This is a genomic window from Pseudarthrobacter sp. 10T415 (assembly GCF_056394175.1).
Genome location: NZ_JBFTHJ010000002.1, coordinates 167,899 through 185,703 on the forward strand (window position 1 = coordinate 167,899; position 17,805 = coordinate 185,703).

Here is a 17,805-nt window from a genome sequence, read left to right on the forward strand (position 1 = left end):
GGTTCGTCCAGCCAGGAGGAAATCCATGTCCTTTGTCCGCACGCTCGCCCGCCCCATGCTGGCTTCCAGCTTCGTCATTGCAGGATTGGACAAGCTCAAGAACGCCGACGACACTGCCCAGCAGTTGTCACCCCTGCTCCGCAAGGCGGCGGCGTCCCTGCCCTTCCAAACGGACGAGAAGACGCTCGCCCGGGTCATCGGAGGAACCCAGGTAGGCGCGGGAGTGCTCTTCGGACTGGGCAAGTTCTCCCGGCTTTCCGCCACCGTCCTGACGGTGGTCTCGCTGCTTAACACGTTCGTTGAATGGCGCAGCGCGGACATCAGCAGCAAGGAAGGCCGCGAAGCGCGCCGGGGCCAGCTGCTCAAGAACCTGTCGCTCAGCGGCGGCGCACTGCTGGCTTCCGTTGACACCGCAGGCAGGCCCGGACTGGCGTGGCGCGCGGAACACCTGGCTGCCGACGCCCGCAAGGGTGCCGCCCACCTCGCCGCGGATGCGCGCAAGACCACGAACAAGAAGCTGACCAAGGCCGACAAGGCCGTGCGCCGCGCCGTGGAGCAGGCTACGGGGGCCTAAAGGACATGATCGCTGCAGCCGCTGCCCGGAATGACTCCGGAACGACTGTCCCCCACTGGCCGGCACCCTACGCAGACCGTCCCGTAGACGCCACCGTCACGGTGCCCGGCTCAAAGTCCCTGACCAACAGGTACCTGGTCCTGGCAGCCCTGGCTGACGGGCCATCGCGGTTGCGGGCGCCCCTGCATTCCAGGGACTCCGTCCTGATGATCGAGGCGCTGCGCCAGTTGGGCGCCACGATCACCGAGGTTCCCGGCGACGGCGCGTTCGGCCCCGACCTTGAGGTGGTTCCGATGCGGCACCGGGAACCTGAGGGGCAGGGGAACGCAGCGGGCACCGCGGTGCGCATCGACTGCGGCCTTGCCGGCACCGTCATGCGCTTCGTTCCACCACTCGCGGCGCTGCGCAGCGGTGCCAGCACGTTCGACGGCGACCCGCACGCGCGGAAGCGCCCCATGGGGACTATCATCGAGGCCCTTAAAGCCCTCGGCGTGAATGTCTCGGCCGAAGATGGCAGCACCCCCGCGTCGCTGCCGTTTGTCGTCGAAGGAACCGGAGCAGTCCGCGGCGGGCACCTGGTTATCGACGCCAGTGCGTCCTCGCAGTTCGTCTCCGCGCTCCTGCTGGTCGGTGCACGGTTCACCGAAGGCCTGCACCTGGAGCACGTGGGCAAGCCTGTGCCCAGCCTCGACCACATCAACATGACGGTGGCTGTACTCCGCGGCGCCGGTGTGCAGGTGGACGATTCCGTTCCCAACCACTGGGTTGTTGCTCCGGGGCCCATCCGTGCCTTTGACCAGCAGATCGAGCAGGACCTTTCCAATGCAGGTCCGTTCCTGGCCGCCGCCCTCGCATCCGCTGGAACCGTCAGGATCCCGGGCTGGCCGGAGCAGACGCAGCAGGTAGGCGACCTGTGGCGCAGCATCCTGGCCCGCATGGGCGCAGAAGTGACACTGCTGGACGGGGTGTTGACGGTCCGGGGCGGGTCCGAAATCAAGGGGGCGGATTTCGCCGACACCAGCGAACTGGCACCCACAGTGGCCGCGCTCTGTGCCCTGGCCACCGGCCCCTCCCGCCTGAGCGGCATCGCCCATCTCCGGGGGCATGAAACGGACAGGCTCGCCGCACTGGTCACCGAGATCAACCGCCTGGGCGGCGACGCGGAGGAAACCAGTGACGGCCTGGTCATCCGCCCGGCGAAGCTGCATGCCGGCGTCGTCCACAGCTATGCCGACCACCGTATGGCCACCGCCGGGGCAATCCTCGGCCTCGCGGTCGAGGGTGTCCAGGTGGAGGACATCGCGACGACGGCCAAAACCATGCCGGACTTCCCGCGGCTGTGGACGGGCATGCTCGAACAACGGGGAACGGCCTCACTGGGCTCCGAAGCTGGAGCGGGAGGTTCCGCCGGTGCCGCGGAGGACTGACTCCTGGGACGAATCCGACGTCCGGATCCGGCCCAACAAGAAGGGCACCCGGCCGCGCACGAAGGACCGCCCCAGCCACGACGACGCCGTAACAGGCCGCATCATTACGGTCGACCGCGGACGCTACACCGCCGTCGTTGACGAAGACTCCGGCGATGAGCGGACAGTCGTTGCCGCGCGGGCGCGGGAGCTGCGCCGGAACCCGGTGGTAGCCGGCGATTTCGTCTCCCTCGTCGGTGACGTGTCCGGGGACCCCAACACCCTGGCGCGGCTCGTCAAAATCCAGGACCGCACCACCCTCCTGCGCCGCAGTGCAGACGACACTGACCCCATTGAACGTGCCGTCGTGGCCAACGCCGACCAGCTGGTGGTGGTGGTGGCAGCAGCAAACCCCGAACCCCGCACAGGATTCATCGACCGCGCCCTCGTGGCAGCGTACGACGCCGGCATTGAGCCGATCCTGCTGGTCACCAAGGCGGACGTGAAGGATCCCGGCGAGTTCCTGGCCAACTACACGCACCTTGATTTCCCGGTCATCATCAGCCGGACCGCCGACCTGGAGGCGTCAGGCATCGACGCCCGCTCCGATGACGGGTTGTCGGCCCGGCTGGACAGTGACGCCGTTGCCGGGCTCAGGGCACACCTGGGCGGCAAGGTCACCGTAATGCTGGGGCACTCCGGCGTCGGTAAATCAACCATGGTGAACGCCCTGACCGGCGCTGAACGGGCCACCGGCGGCGTGAACGCGGTAACGGGACGGGGACGGCACACGTCGTCGTCGGCCCTTGCCCTGCGCCTGGCCGACGCCCCTCCCGGCAGCTGGATCATCGACACCCCAGGCATCCGGTCATTTGGCCTTGCCCATGTGGATCCGGACCGGATCCTGAGGTCGTTCCCGGATCTTTCGCCGGGCACTGATGATTGCGAACGCGGCTGCAAGCACACCGCCACTGCCGTCAACTGCGGGCTCGACGCCTGGGTGACCGGCGGACACGCAGGACCCACCGGCGAAGCACGCCTGGCTTCGCTCCGCCGGCTCCTGGGCGCGGATCCCAGGATGGAAGCCCAGGAGGCCAAGGAGCTCGGCACCATCAGCTGACAGCGCCAACCGGCACGGCCGACCTCCCGGCAGAACCGGCGCCAGACGGTAGTTTGGAACCATGATCCAACCCGCTTCGACCTATAACGACGACCTGCGGCTGGCCCATGTCCTGGCCGATTCCGTGGATGACCAGACCATGAGCCGCTTCAAGGCGCAGGACCTCCACGTGGAGACCAAGCCAGACCTGACGCCTGTCACCGATGCGGACAAGGCCGCCGAGGAAGCCATCCGCGGCCAGCTCTCACGCTCCCGGCCACGCGACGCCGTGCTGGGTGAAGAGTTCGGCAGCACCGGCCACGGCTCCCGGCGGTGGATCATCGATCCCATCGACGGCACCAAGAACTTCGTCCGCGGTGTTCCCGTCTGGGCCACGCTCATCGCCCTGGTTGATGAGGGCGAGCCGGTAGTGGGCGTCGTCAGCGCACCCGCCCTGGGAAAGCGGTGGTGGGCCGCCAAAGGCATGGGGGCCTACATGGGCCGTTCCCTTGCGTCGGCCACCCGGCTCCGGGTCTCGGACGTTTCTACCCTGTCCGACGCTTCGCTGTCCTATTCCAGCCTGGGTGGCTGGAAGGAACGCGGCAACCTTGACGACTTCCTGGGCCTGACTGAGGACGTCTGGCGCACGCGCGCCTACGGCGATTTCTGGTCCTACTGCATGGTGGCCGAAGGGTCCGTGGACATCGCCTGCGAGCCCGAACTGAACCTCTATGACATGGCCGCCCTCGTGCCCATCGTGGTGGAGGCCGGCGGCCGTTTCACCTCCCTCGAAGGCGAGGACGGCCCATTCGGCGGGAACGCCCTGGCCACCAATTCCATCCTGCACACCGAAGTGCTGCACCGGCTGAACCCCGGCCTGGACGACCTGCTGTAGGCCGGCCTCCTCCCGAACAATCGACCGCGGGCGCCTCCGAAAGGTGGCGCCCGCCGTCGTAATCTTCGAAGAAAGTCCCGTTTCCGGGCCGCACGTAACAAAACCCTTAACAATCCTCCCGGCTTCAGACGGGGCCGCCGGATGTTCTAAGGTTTTATCCAGGTCACGAGTGCCAGCGCTAAACCCCGGTTTGCTGGCCGGCAACCCTCCATTCGCGGTGGGGTGCCCCGGGTGACGACCAGGCCGGTCCGGAGCGGATGCGGCAAGCGCGGATTCCAGCACTGCCGGAGTCCTGTCCTGAAGTGAGGTCTCCATGACTACTGCCGTCGACTCCCCCATTACCGCCATCGCGGCCGAAAACGTCCCTGACGAACGCCTGGCCGCCGCCGGACGTCCGCTTTCAGCGGTTACCGGCGCTGAAATCCTGGCCCCGTTGATCTCAGGTGGCCACGTCCGCTACGCCAACCTCGACTACGGGGCGTCCGCCCCGGCCCTGACCGTGGTGTCGGCCTACCTCAACGAGATCCTGCCGTTCTACGCCAGCGTCCACCGCGGCGCCGGCTACGCTTCGCAGATCAGCACGTCCGTTTACGAGAACGCGCGCAACATCGTCCGCGAGTTCGTCGGCGGACGCCCCGACGATTCCGTCATCTTCACCAGGAACACCACCGATTCCCTTAACCTCCTGGCAGGTTGCCTGCCCACCACGGACGGGCGCCCCGCAGGGGATGTCCTCTACCTGGACATCGAACACCATGCCAACCTGCTGCCGTGGCAGGGTGTCCCCCACCGGAGCATCGTTGCGGCCGACACGATCGCCGGGACCATCGATTCGGTGCGCGCCGAGCTTGAGCAGGGCGGCGTCAGCCTGCTGGCCGTCACCGGCGCCTCCAACGTCACCGGCGAAATCCTTCCCATCCGTGAGCTCGCCGCCCTCGCCCACCGGTACGGTGCCCGCATCGTGGTGGACGCGGCCCAGCTGGCGCCGCACCGCCGCGTCGACATCAGCGCCGACGACGTCGACTACCTTGCCTTCTCCGGGCACAAGCTCTACGCACCCTTTGGCGCCGGCGTCCTGGTGGGCCGCCCGGACTGGCTCGACGCTGGTACCCCGCACCTTGCCGGCGGCGGCGCCGTCAAGGAAGCAAGGCTCGACGGCGTCAGCTGGGCCACTGGCCCGGCCCGCCATGAGGGCGGCTCCCCGAACGTGCTGGGCGCCGCTACCCTGGCGCGGGCAACACAGGTTATCGCGGGCCTGGACCAGGACCGCTGGCACGCCCACGAGTCGGCCATCCGTTCCTACCTGGTGGAAGGCCTGCAGGCGATCGACGGCGTCACGGTGCACCAGATCTTCAAGGACACCGATCCTGACAAAGACACCATCGGGGTAGTGAACTTCTCGGTGGCGGGTTACGACGCCGGCCTGGTAGCCGCGTACCTGTCCGCCGAGCACGGTGTGGGACTCCGTGATGGCCGTTTCTGCGCCCACCCGCTGCTGAAGCGCCTCGGCCTGCCATCGGGATCGCTGCGGGCAAGCTTCGGAGTCGGCTCCCGGCTCGAAGATGCCCAGCGGCTCCTCGCAGGCATTGAAAAGCTCCGCCGGGACGGGCTCGGCTGGGACTACGTAGTGGATGCCGGACGATGGGTGCCGGCCAACGACACCAGGACCTACCCCCACTGGGCACCGAACACCCCGGGAACTGCCGGCGCAGCTCCCTGCCTCGACGACTGACGGCCAGAAGCCCGCACCCGGGTGCATGCGGTAAATTCGGACGGTACCCGCAGGGAATCAGCTGAAGGAGGCCGTACGTGGTTCGGGGTGGGCCCAAACTCGATCACGGGCGGCGCCGTGAGCTCGGCCAGAGCTTCCAGGACGGCGGCAAGCACTATGACAGGGTCCGTCCGGGGTACCCGGCGGAATCCGCGCAGTGGCTGGTGCCCGCGGGCGCCCATGATGCGCTCGACGTCGGTGCCGGGACGGGAAAATTTACCGACCTGCTGCTGGCGCTGGGATTGTCCGTAACCGCCGTCGACCCGTCCGCGGACATGCTCGCGCAACTGTCCGGCCAATACCCGGCCGTTGCAGCCCTGCGCGGCACTGCCGAGGCCACCGGGCTCGAGGACTCAAGTTTCGACGTCGTCAGCGTTGCCCAGGCCTGGCACTGGTGCGACGCCCTCGCGGCCAGCACGGAACTGGCCAGGGTCCTCCGCCCGCAGGGAACGCTGGGACTGGTGTGGAACCAGCTGGACACCTCAGTGCCGTGGGTGCACCGGCTTTCCCGCATCATGCATGCCGGGGACGTCTACAAGCCCGGACAGCGGCCGCTGGTAGGCCCCGAATTCGAGGGCCTCGAAGGTCACGTGACCCGTTGGCAGGATCCTGTCACGCCGGCCGACCTGATGGAACTGACCAAATCCCGGAGCTATTACCTGCGGGCCAATGAACAGACCCGTGCCAAGGTCCTGGCCAACCTCACCTGGTACCTCCACGAACATCTGGGGCACGCCGAGGGTGAAGAACTCAGCCTGCCGTACCTGACGTTGTCCTGGCGCGCCGTCCGCGCGTGACACGCGGATCCCGGCCGCGTCCCGCCAACGGGTAGGCTTGAACTGTGAAGACCAGCGCGCCCTCCTCCTCCATTGAGGACTACGTCAAGGTGGTCTATTCGTTCACTGAATGGCAGGACAAGCCCATCACGTCCTCGCAGCTGGCGCAGCGCCTGGGAGTGGCAAATTCCTCAGTTTCGGAGATGGTCCGCAAGCTGAAGGACCAGGGGCTGGTGGACCACAAGCCCTACAGCGCAATTACCCTCACGGATGCCGGGCTCCGGCTTGCGCTGTCCATGGTGCGCCGCCACCGGCTCATCGAAACGTACCTTGTCCAGCAGCTGGGCTACAGCTGGGATGAAGTCCACGACGAAGCCGAACTGCTGGAACACGCTGTCTCAGACACCTTTATCGAACGGGTGTCAGCGCAACTGGGCCACCCGGACCGCGACCCGCACGGTGATCCCATTCCCACGGCCGACGGCAAGGTCCACATGCCCGTTGCCCGCCTCCTCGGCGAACTCGACGAGGGCCACACCGGCCGGATCACCCGTATCAGCGATGACAACCCTGAGCTGCTGCGCTACCTCGCGGCCGAAGAGATCGACCTTGATTCCGAGGTTGAAATCCTGGGACGGCGGCCCTTCGGCGGTGCACTCATCGTGCGCATCAGCAGTGCCGGCCGGACCAGGGAATTCGATCTCGCGGACGAGGTCACCTCCGCGCTGTGGGTGCACACCGGCCGCCCCCACGAGGGTTGCATCCTGGCGGAGTCCTGACATGCGCACGGCCGGATGAGGGAGTCGTGGATTCCGTCGGGCCGTGCCTGGCTGGCGGTAGCCGCCGGCGGCCTCGTTGGTTCTGAACTCCGGTACGGGCTGGGCCTGGCCTTCCCCGACCCCGCCGGGTCGGTGCCCTGGACAACGCTCTGGATCAACGTCGTCGGCAGTTTCGTCCTGGCCGCCCTGACCACCGCCTGGATGGCGCGGCCGCACACCGCGTTCTGGCTCCGTGCCGGGCTGGGGCCTGGACTGCTTGGCTCCTTCACAACGTTTTCGGCGGTGGTGTTTGCCGTGGACCAGCTGGCGCGCGACGGGCAGCACATGGTGTGGATCGCCTACCTGGGGCTCTCCCTGCTGCTGGGCCTGCTCTCGGCCGCCCTGGGCTGGCGCCTCGGTAAGCTCACCGGGCGATTGTCCACCCCGGACGGCTCCGGGAGCCGGCAGTGATCAGCGCCGTGTTGGTGGGAATTTTCGGTATCTCGGGTGCGCTCCTGAGGTTCGCCACGGACAGCTGGTTCGCCCACCACAGCTCCCGGCGCACCGTCCGGCTGGGACTGTCGAAGGACCGGCTCCACTGGCCCTGGGCAACACTGGTGGTCAACGTGGCAGGCTCCTTCATCATCGGGATCTCGTACGGCCTCACCACGCAGCTGGGGCTGGGGCACGAGTGGAGCATTGGCCTGGCTACGGGCTTTGCAGGCGGCCTGACAACCTTCAGTTCCTGGACCACTGCCACGGTGCGCCTGCTCGGAGAGGCAAGGTTCGGAGCCGCAGCCATGAACCTCGCAGTGAACCTGGTACTGGGCCTTGGCGCCGCCGCCGCCGGGATCGCCTTGGTGTCCTGAGGACGCCGTCCCGTCCATGGCGGCCTGTCCCGTTCACGTATTGTGGAGGTGATGATCAGCAGACGCGACGTGGCTATAGCCCTCGATATCCCCATGGAAATGGCCCAGCGCCACGGCCTCCCCAAGTTCATGTCCGAGGAGCAACTCAGCGCGCTGTTGGACAGCCCGCCGGCCTGGCTGGAACAGTCCCGTGCCAACCGGACGGGCAAACGGCCGGTCTGGGTTCACCTCGTGTGCGCGGTGTGCGGTTACGAGGAAGCGGCACGGCCCAAGAAATGGTGGCCGGACTTCACCTATGTGGTGTGCGACCATCACCGCCCGGACGAAGTGCCGCCGGCCCAGCCGGGATTTGTCCGCAGCGAGTTCGACGGCGTGGGCACCCGCTTCGTCGGCATCGCGGACGTGGAAGCGCCCGACGGCGGACGCTGACCCGTTCGGCCAGGCTCACTTGGGGTTGCTGGTCATTTCGTCAGGGACCGCCACCAGGCGGAGTTCCGCCCCGTCACGGAGCACCTCCAGGTCCAGCGGCTCACCGATGGCATCGGAGAACAGCAGCCGCTGCAGGCTTTCGGCGTTGCTGACTGCCCTCCCGCCGGCGGTCATGACAATGTCCCCTGCAGCCAGGCCAGCCCGGTCTGCCGGAGAGCCGGGCAGCACCTCAACGATGCGGAGGCCGTCCCGCTGGCCGCTCCGGATGACAGCGCTGGGATTGAGCCGGACCGGGGTACTGACGAGTCCCAGGTAGGCCCGCCGCACCCGGCCGTCCAATAGCAGGGCGGAAATGATCCGCCGGGTGGTGGAGTTGATGGGGATTGCCAGGCCCAGCCCTGCCCCGGCCACAGCGGTGTTAATGCCCACGATCCTGCTGTGCGTATCGGCCAGGGCGCCGCCTGAGTTCCCCGGGTTCAACGCAGCGTCGGTCTGGATGACGTCCTCGATCACCCTCCGGTTGCCGTCCGCCCAGACCGGTATGGCGCGGCCCAGGCCGCTGACCACTCCTGCTGTTACGGATCCTGCAAGTCCCAGGGGGTTTCCGACGGCGACGACGAGTTGCCCGACGCGGAGCGACTCGGCATCTCCCAGCTCGGCGGGCCGGACCCTGGGGCGCCGGCCATGGACCACTGCAAGGTCGGACAGCGGGTCAGCGCCCACCAATTCCAACTCCATCCTGCTCCCATCGGCAAAGACAGCGTGCCCGTTCCTTGTTCCCGTCACCACATGGGAGTTCGTGACGAGGTAGCCGTCCTCCGTGAAAAGCACCGCTGAACCCGCTCCAACGCGCATCCGGCCGTTGCGGCGGGTGGCTGACATTTCGATGGCGGCAACATGCGGCGTGACCGCCGCTGCCACCCGCATGACTGTGCGTGAATACGAATCCAAGGCGTCGTCGTCGTACCTGCCCGAAGCCTCTTCCCGTGCGCGCTCCATGACGCACCTCCCTGTCCTGGCACCCTGCGCCTGCGGCGCTTGGGGTGCATACCGGATACAACCGGCGGCCGGGCAACCCTAGTCCCGGGCCGGCTACGCCTTCGGTGAACGCCTGCTCTTCGTGCTCCTCCCCTGCTGCAACCGCATCTCCGGCGCACCCCGGGCCGCCTTCACCTTGGCCCGCCCGCACCATCACCGGGGCATGTGCGGTGCTAAAGTACCCGAGGGGAATTCCTCCACAACCCCAAACTTTGTGGGTTGTACTGGCTTCACCGACGAAGCGGTTTTCATGCCACCCGGGCGTTGTTCCCGCGGAAAGCACGCCTGGCCGCCAAAGCTGTGCCGGCACAGGACCCCGTACCAAGGTGAACCCACAGGACGAATAACAAGGAGTACGTGTGACCGGACAGGTCTTGTTCCGAACGCGGTCGGAACTGCGACGGAAAGAATCGGTCAACGCGACCCGCAAGGACATCCAGGCCCTTCGGGCCCTGGCAGTCATGCTCGTGGTCCTCAACCACTTGTGGCCCGTCCGGCTTCCAGGCGGGTACGTCGGCGTCGACGTATTCTTCGTGATCTCGGGCTACCTGATCTCCAAGCACCTGCTCGGCGAGCTGGAACGGTCAGACCGCATCAACCTTGGTCAGTTCTATGCCCGGCGGATCAGGCGGCTCCTTCCGGCAGCAACCCTTGTGGGCGTCGTCTCCCTCCTGGCCGCCTGGGTGCTCCTTCCGTTCTCGCGCTGGGTGGCCATAGCCCAGGAGACCATGGCATCGGTCCTGTATGTCGAAAACTGGGTTCTGGCCGCCAAATCCGTGGACTATTCAGCGCACAACGAAGCCGCGTCCACAGTGCAGCATTATTGGTCGCTCTCCGTCGAGGAACAGTTTTACCTGGTCTGGCCGCTGCTTATGCTCGGACTGTTTACCGCCGCGGTCAGGTTCCGGCTCCGCCGGCGGGCGCTTCTGGCCCTGGGGGTCGCTCTTGCCAGCGTCATCGCGCTGGTGTTTTGCATCTGGTTTACATACACCAACAAGAGCCCGGCCTACTTTGTCACGCCGGCCCGCGTCTGGGAGTTCGGCGCCGGGGCCCTGTTAGCCATTGGGGGCGCCCACGCTGTGGGAGCTCTGCGCCTGCGGCTGCCCTCCTACCACCTGGCCCTCTCCGGAACAGCGCAGTGGCTGGGGTACGGCCTGATCGCGTTCTCCGCCCTGACGTTTAATGAGCAGACGTTTTTTCCCGGCTTCGCTGCCGCGGTTCCCGTCCTCGGCACTGTACTGGTGATTGCGTCGGGGCCGAACAGCCCCTTCTGGTCGCCCAACCAGGTCCTTGCCGCAAGGCCTATCCAGTTTGTGGGCGACGTGTCCTACTCGCTCTACCTGTGGCACTGGCCGCTCATCGTCCTGGCGCCGGCCATCCTGAGCCGCCCGCTCGGCACCTTGGACAAGATCGGCATCCTGGCACTGGCCATCGGACTTTCCTACGCCTCGAAGAAACTCGTTGAAGACCCGGGCCGCACCAAGCTCCTGAAGGGGGCCAAACCGCTCCGCGTCGTGCTGGTCATGGCGGCCGCCATGGCCACCGTCTGTGCCTTGTGCGGGGGCCTTCTGCTGAGTTTCGGAAAAGCGCAGGAGGCAGAGACAGCCAAGCTGCAGAATCTTTCCGGGGACCCCTGCTACGGCGCCCGCAGCCTGGACCCGAAAAACAACTGCGGTGATCCCTTTGGCGCTGCCCGGGTTGCCAACGTGGGCCCGAACGAGGCACCGCGCTTTGACGCCCCGGAATGCCACCCGGCCGCAGACCCCATCGTTTTTGAGGACCAGAAACTCCTGACGGAATGCGATTTCACCGGCGGCGCTCCGGCCTCCGCAACTGTTTGGCTGATCGGCGACTCGCACGCGGAGCAGTGGAAAAGCGCCCTGTATGAACTGGCCCGGCTGCACAAGTGGAAGCTGAAAGAGTCCATGGTGGGCGGGTGTCCGTTCGTCGATGTAAAGCGGGTCGCTTTCATGGGCGAACCCGCGGATGACGCACGCTCCCAGAAACGGTGCCTGGAATGGAGCAAGCAGGTGACGGACAGGATCGTCCAGGAAAAACCCGGCATGGTCTTCGCGTCCTCCTTCGGCGCCGGCGAGACGATTGACGACGGCACCGGCCGCCCCCAGTTGGAACAGTACAGCGACGCCGTCGCCAAGCGCTTCCTCGCCTGGACAGGTGCGGGGTCCCGGGTCTTCGTCTTCCGCGATCCCCCCCTGACCCTGCGCCACAGCAGCCCGGACTGCGTGGCGCTCAACCAGCAACAGCCCATCAACTGCGCGAACCCCCGTACCGAGGCTCTGGTGCCGGACCCGATTGCGAGTGCAGCCGTTGGCATGGGCAAGCCCTCGGTGAAGGTGCTCGACATGTCGGACCAGTTCTGCGACGACCAGACCTGCTACGCGGTCATCGGCGGCCTGCAGGTCTACGCCGATTTCGACCACGCCTCACGGAGCTACATCCACTCGCTGATGCCCGTGGTGGCGCAGCGGTTCAACGAGGCCCGGCAATAACCCTGCCTGCAGAGGTCTGAGGAACCGGACCCTGGATCACGCTGGTCCAGGGTCCGCTCTTTGTTTGAGGCACCAGCCTGGGCAATCCGGGCAAAGAAAAGCACCCCGGTCCGAAGACCGGGGTGCTTTTTCGGTGACTCGACCCATCCGCGAAGGATGTCCCGAATCACCGCTTGGGTGTGGAGATGGGGGGAATTGAACCCCCGTCCGATGTCGTGTTGTCAGGGCTTCTCCGGGCGCAGTTTGCGTCGGACTTTCTCGGCCCCAGCCATGCTGCAAACAGCTGGCTGATCCGGGCCCAGTCATCTAAGAGTCCCGTTTACCCCGATGACGGGGGCAAACAGCAGTGGCTATCTAAATGACGCCAGGATCCGGGGCAATAGCAACCTCGGGCTGACGGACTGTCTTACTGCTTAGGCAGCAAGAGCGAAGTCAGTGCGCTTAGATTCGGCACTTATTGGTTTGCAGACAGCGTTTACGAGATAATTCTGCATCCTCGGCCCGCTTCACCTGTCGCGACTAACATCGTCGAAACCGATCATCCCCGTATTTTGTTACCAATCCATGTTACCCAATCCCGCGGGCGTACCCGCCGGACTATTCATAGTAACGCATGTTGTGCCGGATTCATTCCGGGCAACACCGCTCAGCCGCGCCGCCGGTTGCGTTCCCGCATCTCGCGCTGGGCTTCGCGGTTGTCCTGTTGTTCGCGGAGTGTCTGGCGTTTGTCGTACTCGCGCTTACCGCGGGCTACGCCTATTTCAACCTTCGCGCGGCCATCCACAAAGTACAGCTGCAGCGGCACGATGGTGTAGCCGGCCTCCTGGACCTTGCGGGAGATCTTGATGAGCTCTTCGCGGTGCAGGAGCAGCTTACGGCGGCGCCGGGCAGCGTGGTTGGTCCAACTGCCCTGGTTGTACTCCGGAATGTGGATGGCTTCCATCCACAGTTCGTCGTTATAGAAGGTACAGAACCCGTCCACCATGGACGCGTGCCCCTCTCGAAGGGATTTCACTTCGGTGCCCATCAGCGCAATGCCGGCCTCATAGGTATCCAGCACGTGGTAATCATGCCGGGCCTTGCGGTTGGTGGCCACCACCTTACGGCCACTTTCTTTGGGCACGGAACAGCTCCTCAATCGAATCGAAATGTCCTCCGGCCGGGTCGCAGCGGAGTCATACCAGTGTACGGCAGGGCCGCGCAGCCCTAGAGCAGGCCCATCGGGTCGACGGCGGCACCGTTCAGCCAGGTTTCGAAGTGGGCGTGGCAACCTGTGGAGTTGCCCGTACTGCCGGAGTAGGCGATGAGCTGGCCCTGCGAGACCCGCTGCCCATTCGACACCACGATGCTGGAGTTGTGGTAGTAAATGGTGGTCAGCGAGTTGCCCTGCACCACCCCATGGTCCAGCTTCACCCGCCAGCCGCCGCCGTCAGCGGAGTTCCAGCCGGAGCTGAAGACTTCACCGGCTGCTGCGGCGTACACAGGAGTACCGCAGGCGGCACCGAAATCGATACCAGTGTGGACATAGCCGCCCTGGCCGTAGAAATCGATGGTCCCTGGCGGAGTGGTCCGCCAACCAAAACCGGACGTGATGGGAATGCTGCCGTCGAACGGATGGCGGAGGCCGAAGGCCGACGGCGATCCGGCAGCAGGGGGCACATACGGCTGGACCGGCGGTGCCGGGCGGTTCGCTGCCGCGGCCGCGGCGGCGGCAGCCGCAGCAGCTGCTTCGGCCAGCCGGCGCTGCTCAGCTTCCCATGCCTCCCGTGCCCTGCGATCGCGCTCGGCGATCTCGTTGGCCACCTGGTTCTGGCTTGCCTGGACCCCGGCGAGCTGGGCCTGGATTCCCGGCTTGGCGGCCTGCAGCTCAGCGTCGAGGCGCGTCGTGTCTGCGATCAGCTGGTCAACCTGGGCTTTCTTGGCTGCGGCTTCGTCGCGGGCCGCCTTCTCACGCTCAAGGGCGGCGTCGGCCTTGGCCTTTAGGTCCTTGATTTCCGCTTCCACGGCCTGGAGGCGTGCCTCGGAGTTGACGTTGGTGGCGTTCTGCTGGCTCAACTTGTCCATGGCGGCGTTCTGGCTGCGCATGGCCTGATCCGCAAGGTCCATGGTGTCGGTGAGGCTGCCGCCGTTGTTCGAACCGAAGAACAGCGAGAGGTTGGAGGGGACACCGCCGGACTTGTATGCCTGCGTGGCGATCTGGCCGATCAGTTTCTTGGTGTCGGCGATCTTCTGCTTGTCCGTTTCCAGCTGCTGTGTGATTTTCGCCTTGTTCTGCTGGGCCATGTCAACGCGGGCGGACAGTGCCTCGACTTCCTTGACGGCGCTGGCCACGCGCCCCTGCGCTTCGAGCAGCGCCTGCTGGGCGCCGGGCAGTTGGCCCTGGTACAGGACCAGGTCGCCGGCGGCCTTGGCAATCCGCGAGTCAACGAACTCCAAAGACTGCTGGACGCGTTGCGCTTCGGCCTGGAGCGCGGCCTGCTTGTCTTCCAGCTCATCGGCGAATGCCGGCGGTGTGGACGAGGCAAGCCCGGAAGCGAGGACGACGGCGAGTACCCCGCTCAGGAGCGCCGAGCGGCGCCCTGCATGACGCCTCGGTCGCAGGCGCACGGGATTTTCTGACGTTACGTTCATCGGCATTCCTTGGTCGGTTTGCATAGCCTAAACGCGCAAATATCTGCGAAGGGTCAAGAGGGACGAAATTCCAGCCAAGGATCCGCCAAGGATCAGCAGTGCAGGCACCAGGATCAGTGTCTGGCCCGAGGAAATGAACGCGGTGTCCGGATACTGCTTGGACATGTACTCCCCCAGGAAGAAGTGGGCCACGGCCCACAGCGTTGCCGAGGCAAGGGCTGCACCGATCACCGCTGCTATGACGCCTTCGAGGATGAAGGGCAACTGGATGACGGTCTTCGAGGCGCCCACCAGGCGCATGATTCCGGTTTCCCGCCTGCGGCTGAAGGCCGAAAGCCGGATGGTGGTGGCGATCAGCAGGATGGCACACACGATCATGACACCCGCGATGCCCACCGCAACGAGGGAAGCCCCGTTCATCACCGAGAAGAGCCGCTCCAGCAGCTGACGCTGGTCGATCACGGTTTCCACTCCGGGCTGAGAGCTGAAGGTTTCACTGATGATTTCGTACTTTTCCGGGTCCTTCATGTTGATCCGGAAGGAAGCCGGCAACTGGTCCGGGGTTACGGAATCGACGATCGGTGAGTTCGAGAACTGGTCCTTGAAGTGCTTGTAGGCATCTTCCTTGGACTCGAACTGGAAGTCGTTGATGTATTGGGCCACTGCCGGGGACTCGAGCAGGGTATTGAGGCTGTCCTGCTGCTCCGGGGTGACCGAACCGCCCGCGCAGCCGGTGGCCGTCGAGCCGTCGCTGCACAGGAAGACTGCTACCTGGACTTTGTCATACCAGTAGCCCTTCATCTGGTTGATCTGCATCTGCAGCATTCCGGCCGCACCCACGAATGTCAGCGAGACGAACGTGACCAGGATGACCGAGACCACCATCGAAAGGTTGCGGCGCAGGCCGCTGCCGATTTCGGAAAGGATGAATGCGAGCCTCATCGCTGCGCCTCACCTTCGCTGCCTTCGTCCGCCGGGCGCGCGTCGGGTTCGTCCCTGCCGCTGGCGTCCTTGAGCCTGCGGGACTGCCCGATGACCGGAATCATCGAGGTGTAAAGAGCCTTGGCCTCGTCGCGGATCACCACGCCGTTCTTGAGCTCCACCACCCGTTTGCGCATTTCGTTGACGATGTCGTCGTCGTGGGTGGCCATGACCACCGTGGTGCCATTCTGGTTGATCTTGTCCAGCACTCCCATGATGCCCATGGAGGTGGTGGGGTCCAGGTTTCCGGTCGGTTCGTCAGCGAGGAGGATGCCGGGGCGGTTCACGACGGCCCTGGCGATGGCGACACGCTGCTGCTCACCGCCGGAGAGCTCGTGGGGCATCCTGTGCTCCTTGCCTTCGAGCCCCACGGTCTTCAGGACCTCGGGGACGGTGTCGCGGATGACGCTGCGGCTCTTGCCGATAACCTGCATGGCGAAAGCCACGTTGGCGAAGACGTTTTTTTGAGGCAGGAGGCGGAAATCCTGGAAGACGACGCCAATGCCGCGGCGGAGGCGGGGCACCCGCCAGCTCGAGATCTTCGCGACGTTCTGGCCGGCCACGTAGACGGCGCCCGAGGTGGCGCGGTCCTCTTTGAGCACGAGCCGCAGGAATGTTGATTTTCCGGAGCCTGATGCTCCGACGAGGAACGCGAATTCGCCGCGGTCGATCTCAAGGTTGATGGAGTCCAGCGCCGGCCGGGCCTTCTGGTCGTAGACCTTGGTGACATTTTCGAATCGGATCATGGCCCTAAGTACCCTGCAGGGCATGGCTGATTCGGAATGCAGCCCAGTTCTGCAGCCGGTGCACGGGTGTTCGTTGGGGGAAGTAGGGCCCCGGCCCCTCGACTATACGCAGGATTCGCTGGCTAATACGCGGCTTTGGGGGCGTGTCGCGGTAAGCCGATCTGCCGTGGCCGCGTTCCGGCCCTACTTCTCAGCGTTGCGGTTGTCCGTGCGCCAGCGGATGCCGGCGTCGATGAAGTCGTCGATCTCGCCGTCGAAAACAGCCGACGTGTTGCCCACCTCGTGTTCGGTGCGCAGATCCTTGACCATCTGGTACGGGTTCAGGACGTATGAGCGCATCTGGTCTCCCCAGGATGCCTTGACGTCCCCGGCCAGCGCCTTCTTCTCGGCGTCTTCCTGTTCCTTCTTCAGCAGCAGAAGGCGGGACTGCAGGACGCGCAGTGCAGCTGCCCGGTTTTGCAGCTGCGACTTTTCGTTTTGCATCGACACCACTACGCCGGTGGGAATATGCGTGAGCCGGACAGCGGAGTCTGTGGTGTTGACTGACTGGCCGCCAGGACCGGAGGACCGGAAGACGTCTACCCGGATCTCGTTATCCGGGATCTCGATCGAGTCCGTCTGCTCGATCAGCGGAATGACCTCCACCGCGGCGAAGGACGTTTGGCGCCGCCCCTGGTTGTCGAAGGGGCTGATCCGCACCAGCCGGTGGGTGCCGGCCTCAACGCTGAGGGTGCCGAACGCGTACGGTGCCTTGACCTCGAACGTGGCCGACTTAAGCCCGGCTTCTTCGGCGTATGACGTGTCCATGACAGTGGTGGGATATCCGTGGCGCTCTGCCCAGCGGAGATACATCCGCATCAGCATTTCAGCGAAGTCGGCAGCGTCAACGCCGCCGGCGCCGGCACGGATCGAGACCACAGCTTCACGCTCGTCGTACTCGCCGGACAGAAGCGTGACCACCTCCAGGTTCTTCAGCGCCTTTTGGATCGACTCCAGCTCCGTGGCCGCTTCTCCCATGGAGTCGGCGTCGCCTTCGTCCTGGCCGAGCTCCACCAGGACTTCAAGGTCATCGATGCGCGATGCCAGGGTTGTCAAGCGCTCAAGCTCTGACTGCCGGTGCGAGAGGCGGGACGTGATTTTCTGGGCCGCGGCGGGGTCATCCCACAGGTCCGGCTCCCCCGCACGCTCACTGAGTTCGGCGATGTCTTCCCTCAGCGCCTCCATGTCGGTAACCCGTTCAATGGACTCGTAGGTGGCGCGGAGCGCGCGGATTTCAGCGGAAAAATCAATATTGGCCATGGTCGTTTAAGCCTACGCTATCC

General features: G+C 65.5%; 17 protein-coding genes, 1 other RNA gene and 1 riboswitch. Of the genes, 11 read left to right on the forward strand and 7 right to left on the reverse strand.

Annotation, left to right across the window (positions count from 1 at the left end; genetic code table 11):
• The first annotated feature begins 25 nt into the window (after positions 1-25).
• The 10 genes from AC1DBN_RS03610 (at position 26) to AC1DBN_RS03655 (ending at position 8,577) form a co-directional block, all read left to right on the forward strand.
• Positions 26-574, forward strand: a complete 549-nt coding sequence (locus tag AC1DBN_RS03610; RefSeq protein WP_015937562.1) for a DoxX family protein — start codon at positions 26-28, stop codon at positions 572-574.
• A gap of 5 nt (positions 575-579) precedes the next feature.
• Positions 580-2,001 carry a 3-phosphoshikimate 1-carboxyvinyltransferase gene (aroA, locus tag AC1DBN_RS03615; RefSeq protein WP_091721242.1) on the forward strand — a complete coding sequence of 474 codons (1,422 nt, stop codon included), beginning with the start codon at positions 580-582 and terminating at the stop codon, positions 1,999-2,001.
• Positions 1,985-3,100, forward strand: coding sequence for a ribosome small subunit-dependent GTPase A (gene rsgA / locus AC1DBN_RS03620; protein ID WP_477722577.1), 1,116 nt, complete (start codon positions 1,985-1,987; stop codon positions 3,098-3,100). Before aroA ends, rsgA begins: the two co-directional genes overlap by 17 nt.
• A gap of 61 nt (positions 3,101-3,161) precedes the next feature.
• Positions 3,162-3,974, forward strand: coding sequence for a histidinol-phosphatase (gene hisN, locus AC1DBN_RS03625; protein WP_015937565.1), 813 nt, complete (start codon positions 3,162-3,164; stop codon positions 3,972-3,974).
• Positions 3,975-4,135: 161 nt separating this feature from the next.
• A riboswitch (SAM riboswitch) is annotated at positions 4,136-4,249 on the forward strand.
• Positions 4,250-4,287: 38 nt separating this feature from the next.
• Positions 4,288-5,706: an aminotransferase class V-fold PLP-dependent enzyme gene (locus AC1DBN_RS03630; protein WP_091721248.1), complete on the forward strand. Its 1,419-nt coding sequence runs from the start codon at positions 4,288-4,290 to the stop codon at positions 5,704-5,706.
• Between the two features lie 77 nt (positions 5,707-5,783).
• A complete protein-coding gene (locus tag AC1DBN_RS03635; protein ID WP_091721251.1) occupies positions 5,784-6,542 on the forward strand; it encodes a class I SAM-dependent methyltransferase in 759 nt (252 codons plus the stop codon).
• A gap of 44 nt (positions 6,543-6,586) precedes the next feature.
• The gene (locus AC1DBN_RS03640) at positions 6,587-7,300 is read left to right on the forward strand and encodes a metal-dependent transcriptional regulator (protein WP_091721253.1); all 714 of its coding nucleotides are present in this window, start codon (positions 6,587-6,589) and stop codon (positions 7,298-7,300) included.
• A gap of 15 nt (positions 7,301-7,315) precedes the next feature.
• Entirely contained in the window at positions 7,316-7,750 is a 435-nt protein-coding gene (locus AC1DBN_RS03645) for a fluoride efflux transporter FluC (protein WP_314213642.1), read from the forward strand.
• Complete coding sequence (locus tag AC1DBN_RS03650; protein ID WP_477722578.1) at positions 7,747-8,148, forward strand: fluoride efflux transporter FluC; 402 nt, start codon at positions 7,747-7,749, stop codon at positions 8,146-8,148. The genes AC1DBN_RS03645 and AC1DBN_RS03650 overlap by 4 nt, the downstream gene beginning before the upstream one ends.
• 51 nt (positions 8,149-8,199) lie before the next feature.
• On the forward strand, positions 8,200-8,577 hold the full coding sequence (locus tag AC1DBN_RS03655) for a hypothetical protein (RefSeq protein WP_091721261.1): 378 nt from the start codon (positions 8,200-8,202) through the stop codon (positions 8,575-8,577).
• Between the two features lie 15 nt (positions 8,578-8,592).
• On the opposite strand, the gene AC1DBN_RS03660 is transcribed toward AC1DBN_RS03655, so the two are convergent.
• Positions 8,593-9,576, reverse strand: coding sequence for a S1C family serine protease (locus AC1DBN_RS03660; RefSeq protein WP_477722579.1), 984 nt, complete (start codon positions 9,574-9,576; stop codon positions 8,593-8,595).
• 398 nt (positions 9,577-9,974) lie between these two features.
• On the opposite strand from AC1DBN_RS03660, the gene AC1DBN_RS03665 reads away from it, so the two are divergent.
• Positions 9,975-12,125 (forward strand): acyltransferase family protein, encoded by a 2,151-nt coding sequence (locus AC1DBN_RS03665; protein WP_477722580.1) that lies wholly within the window; start codon positions 9,975-9,977, stop codon positions 12,123-12,125.
• Positions 12,126-12,302: 177 nt separating this feature from the next.
• Here AC1DBN_RS03665 and ssrA read toward each other — a convergent pair.
• The 6 genes from ssrA to prfB form a co-directional block, all read right to left on the reverse strand.
• Positions 12,303-12,671, reverse strand: a transfer-messenger RNA (tmRNA) gene (ssrA, locus tag AC1DBN_RS03670).
• A gap of 100 nt (positions 12,672-12,771) precedes the next feature.
• The gene (smpB, locus tag AC1DBN_RS03675) at positions 12,772-13,248 is read right to left on the reverse strand and encodes an SsrA-binding protein SmpB (protein WP_015937574.1); all 477 of its coding nucleotides are present in this window, start codon (positions 13,246-13,248) and stop codon (positions 12,772-12,774) included.
• Between the two features lie 83 nt (positions 13,249-13,331).
• On the reverse strand, positions 13,332-14,756 hold the full coding sequence (locus tag AC1DBN_RS03680; protein ID WP_314213653.1) for a peptidoglycan DD-metalloendopeptidase family protein: 1,425 nt from the start codon (positions 14,754-14,756) through the stop codon (positions 13,332-13,334).
• Between the two features lie 27 nt (positions 14,757-14,783).
• Positions 14,784-15,698, reverse strand: a complete 915-nt coding sequence (gene ftsX / locus AC1DBN_RS03685) for a permease-like cell division protein FtsX (protein WP_015937576.1) — start codon at positions 15,696-15,698, stop codon at positions 14,784-14,786.
• The gene (gene ftsE, locus AC1DBN_RS03690) at positions 15,695-16,483 is read right to left on the reverse strand and encodes a cell division ATP-binding protein FtsE (RefSeq protein WP_091721269.1); all 789 of its coding nucleotides are present in this window, start codon (positions 16,481-16,483) and stop codon (positions 15,695-15,697) included. The genes ftsX and ftsE overlap by 4 nt, the downstream gene beginning before the upstream one ends.
• Positions 16,484-16,666: 183 nt before the next feature.
• On the reverse strand, positions 16,667-17,782 hold the full coding sequence (prfB, locus tag AC1DBN_RS03695; protein ID WP_091721272.1) for a peptide chain release factor 2: 1,116 nt from the start codon (positions 17,780-17,782) through the stop codon (positions 16,667-16,669).
• Positions 17,783-17,805 lie beyond the last annotated feature (23 nt).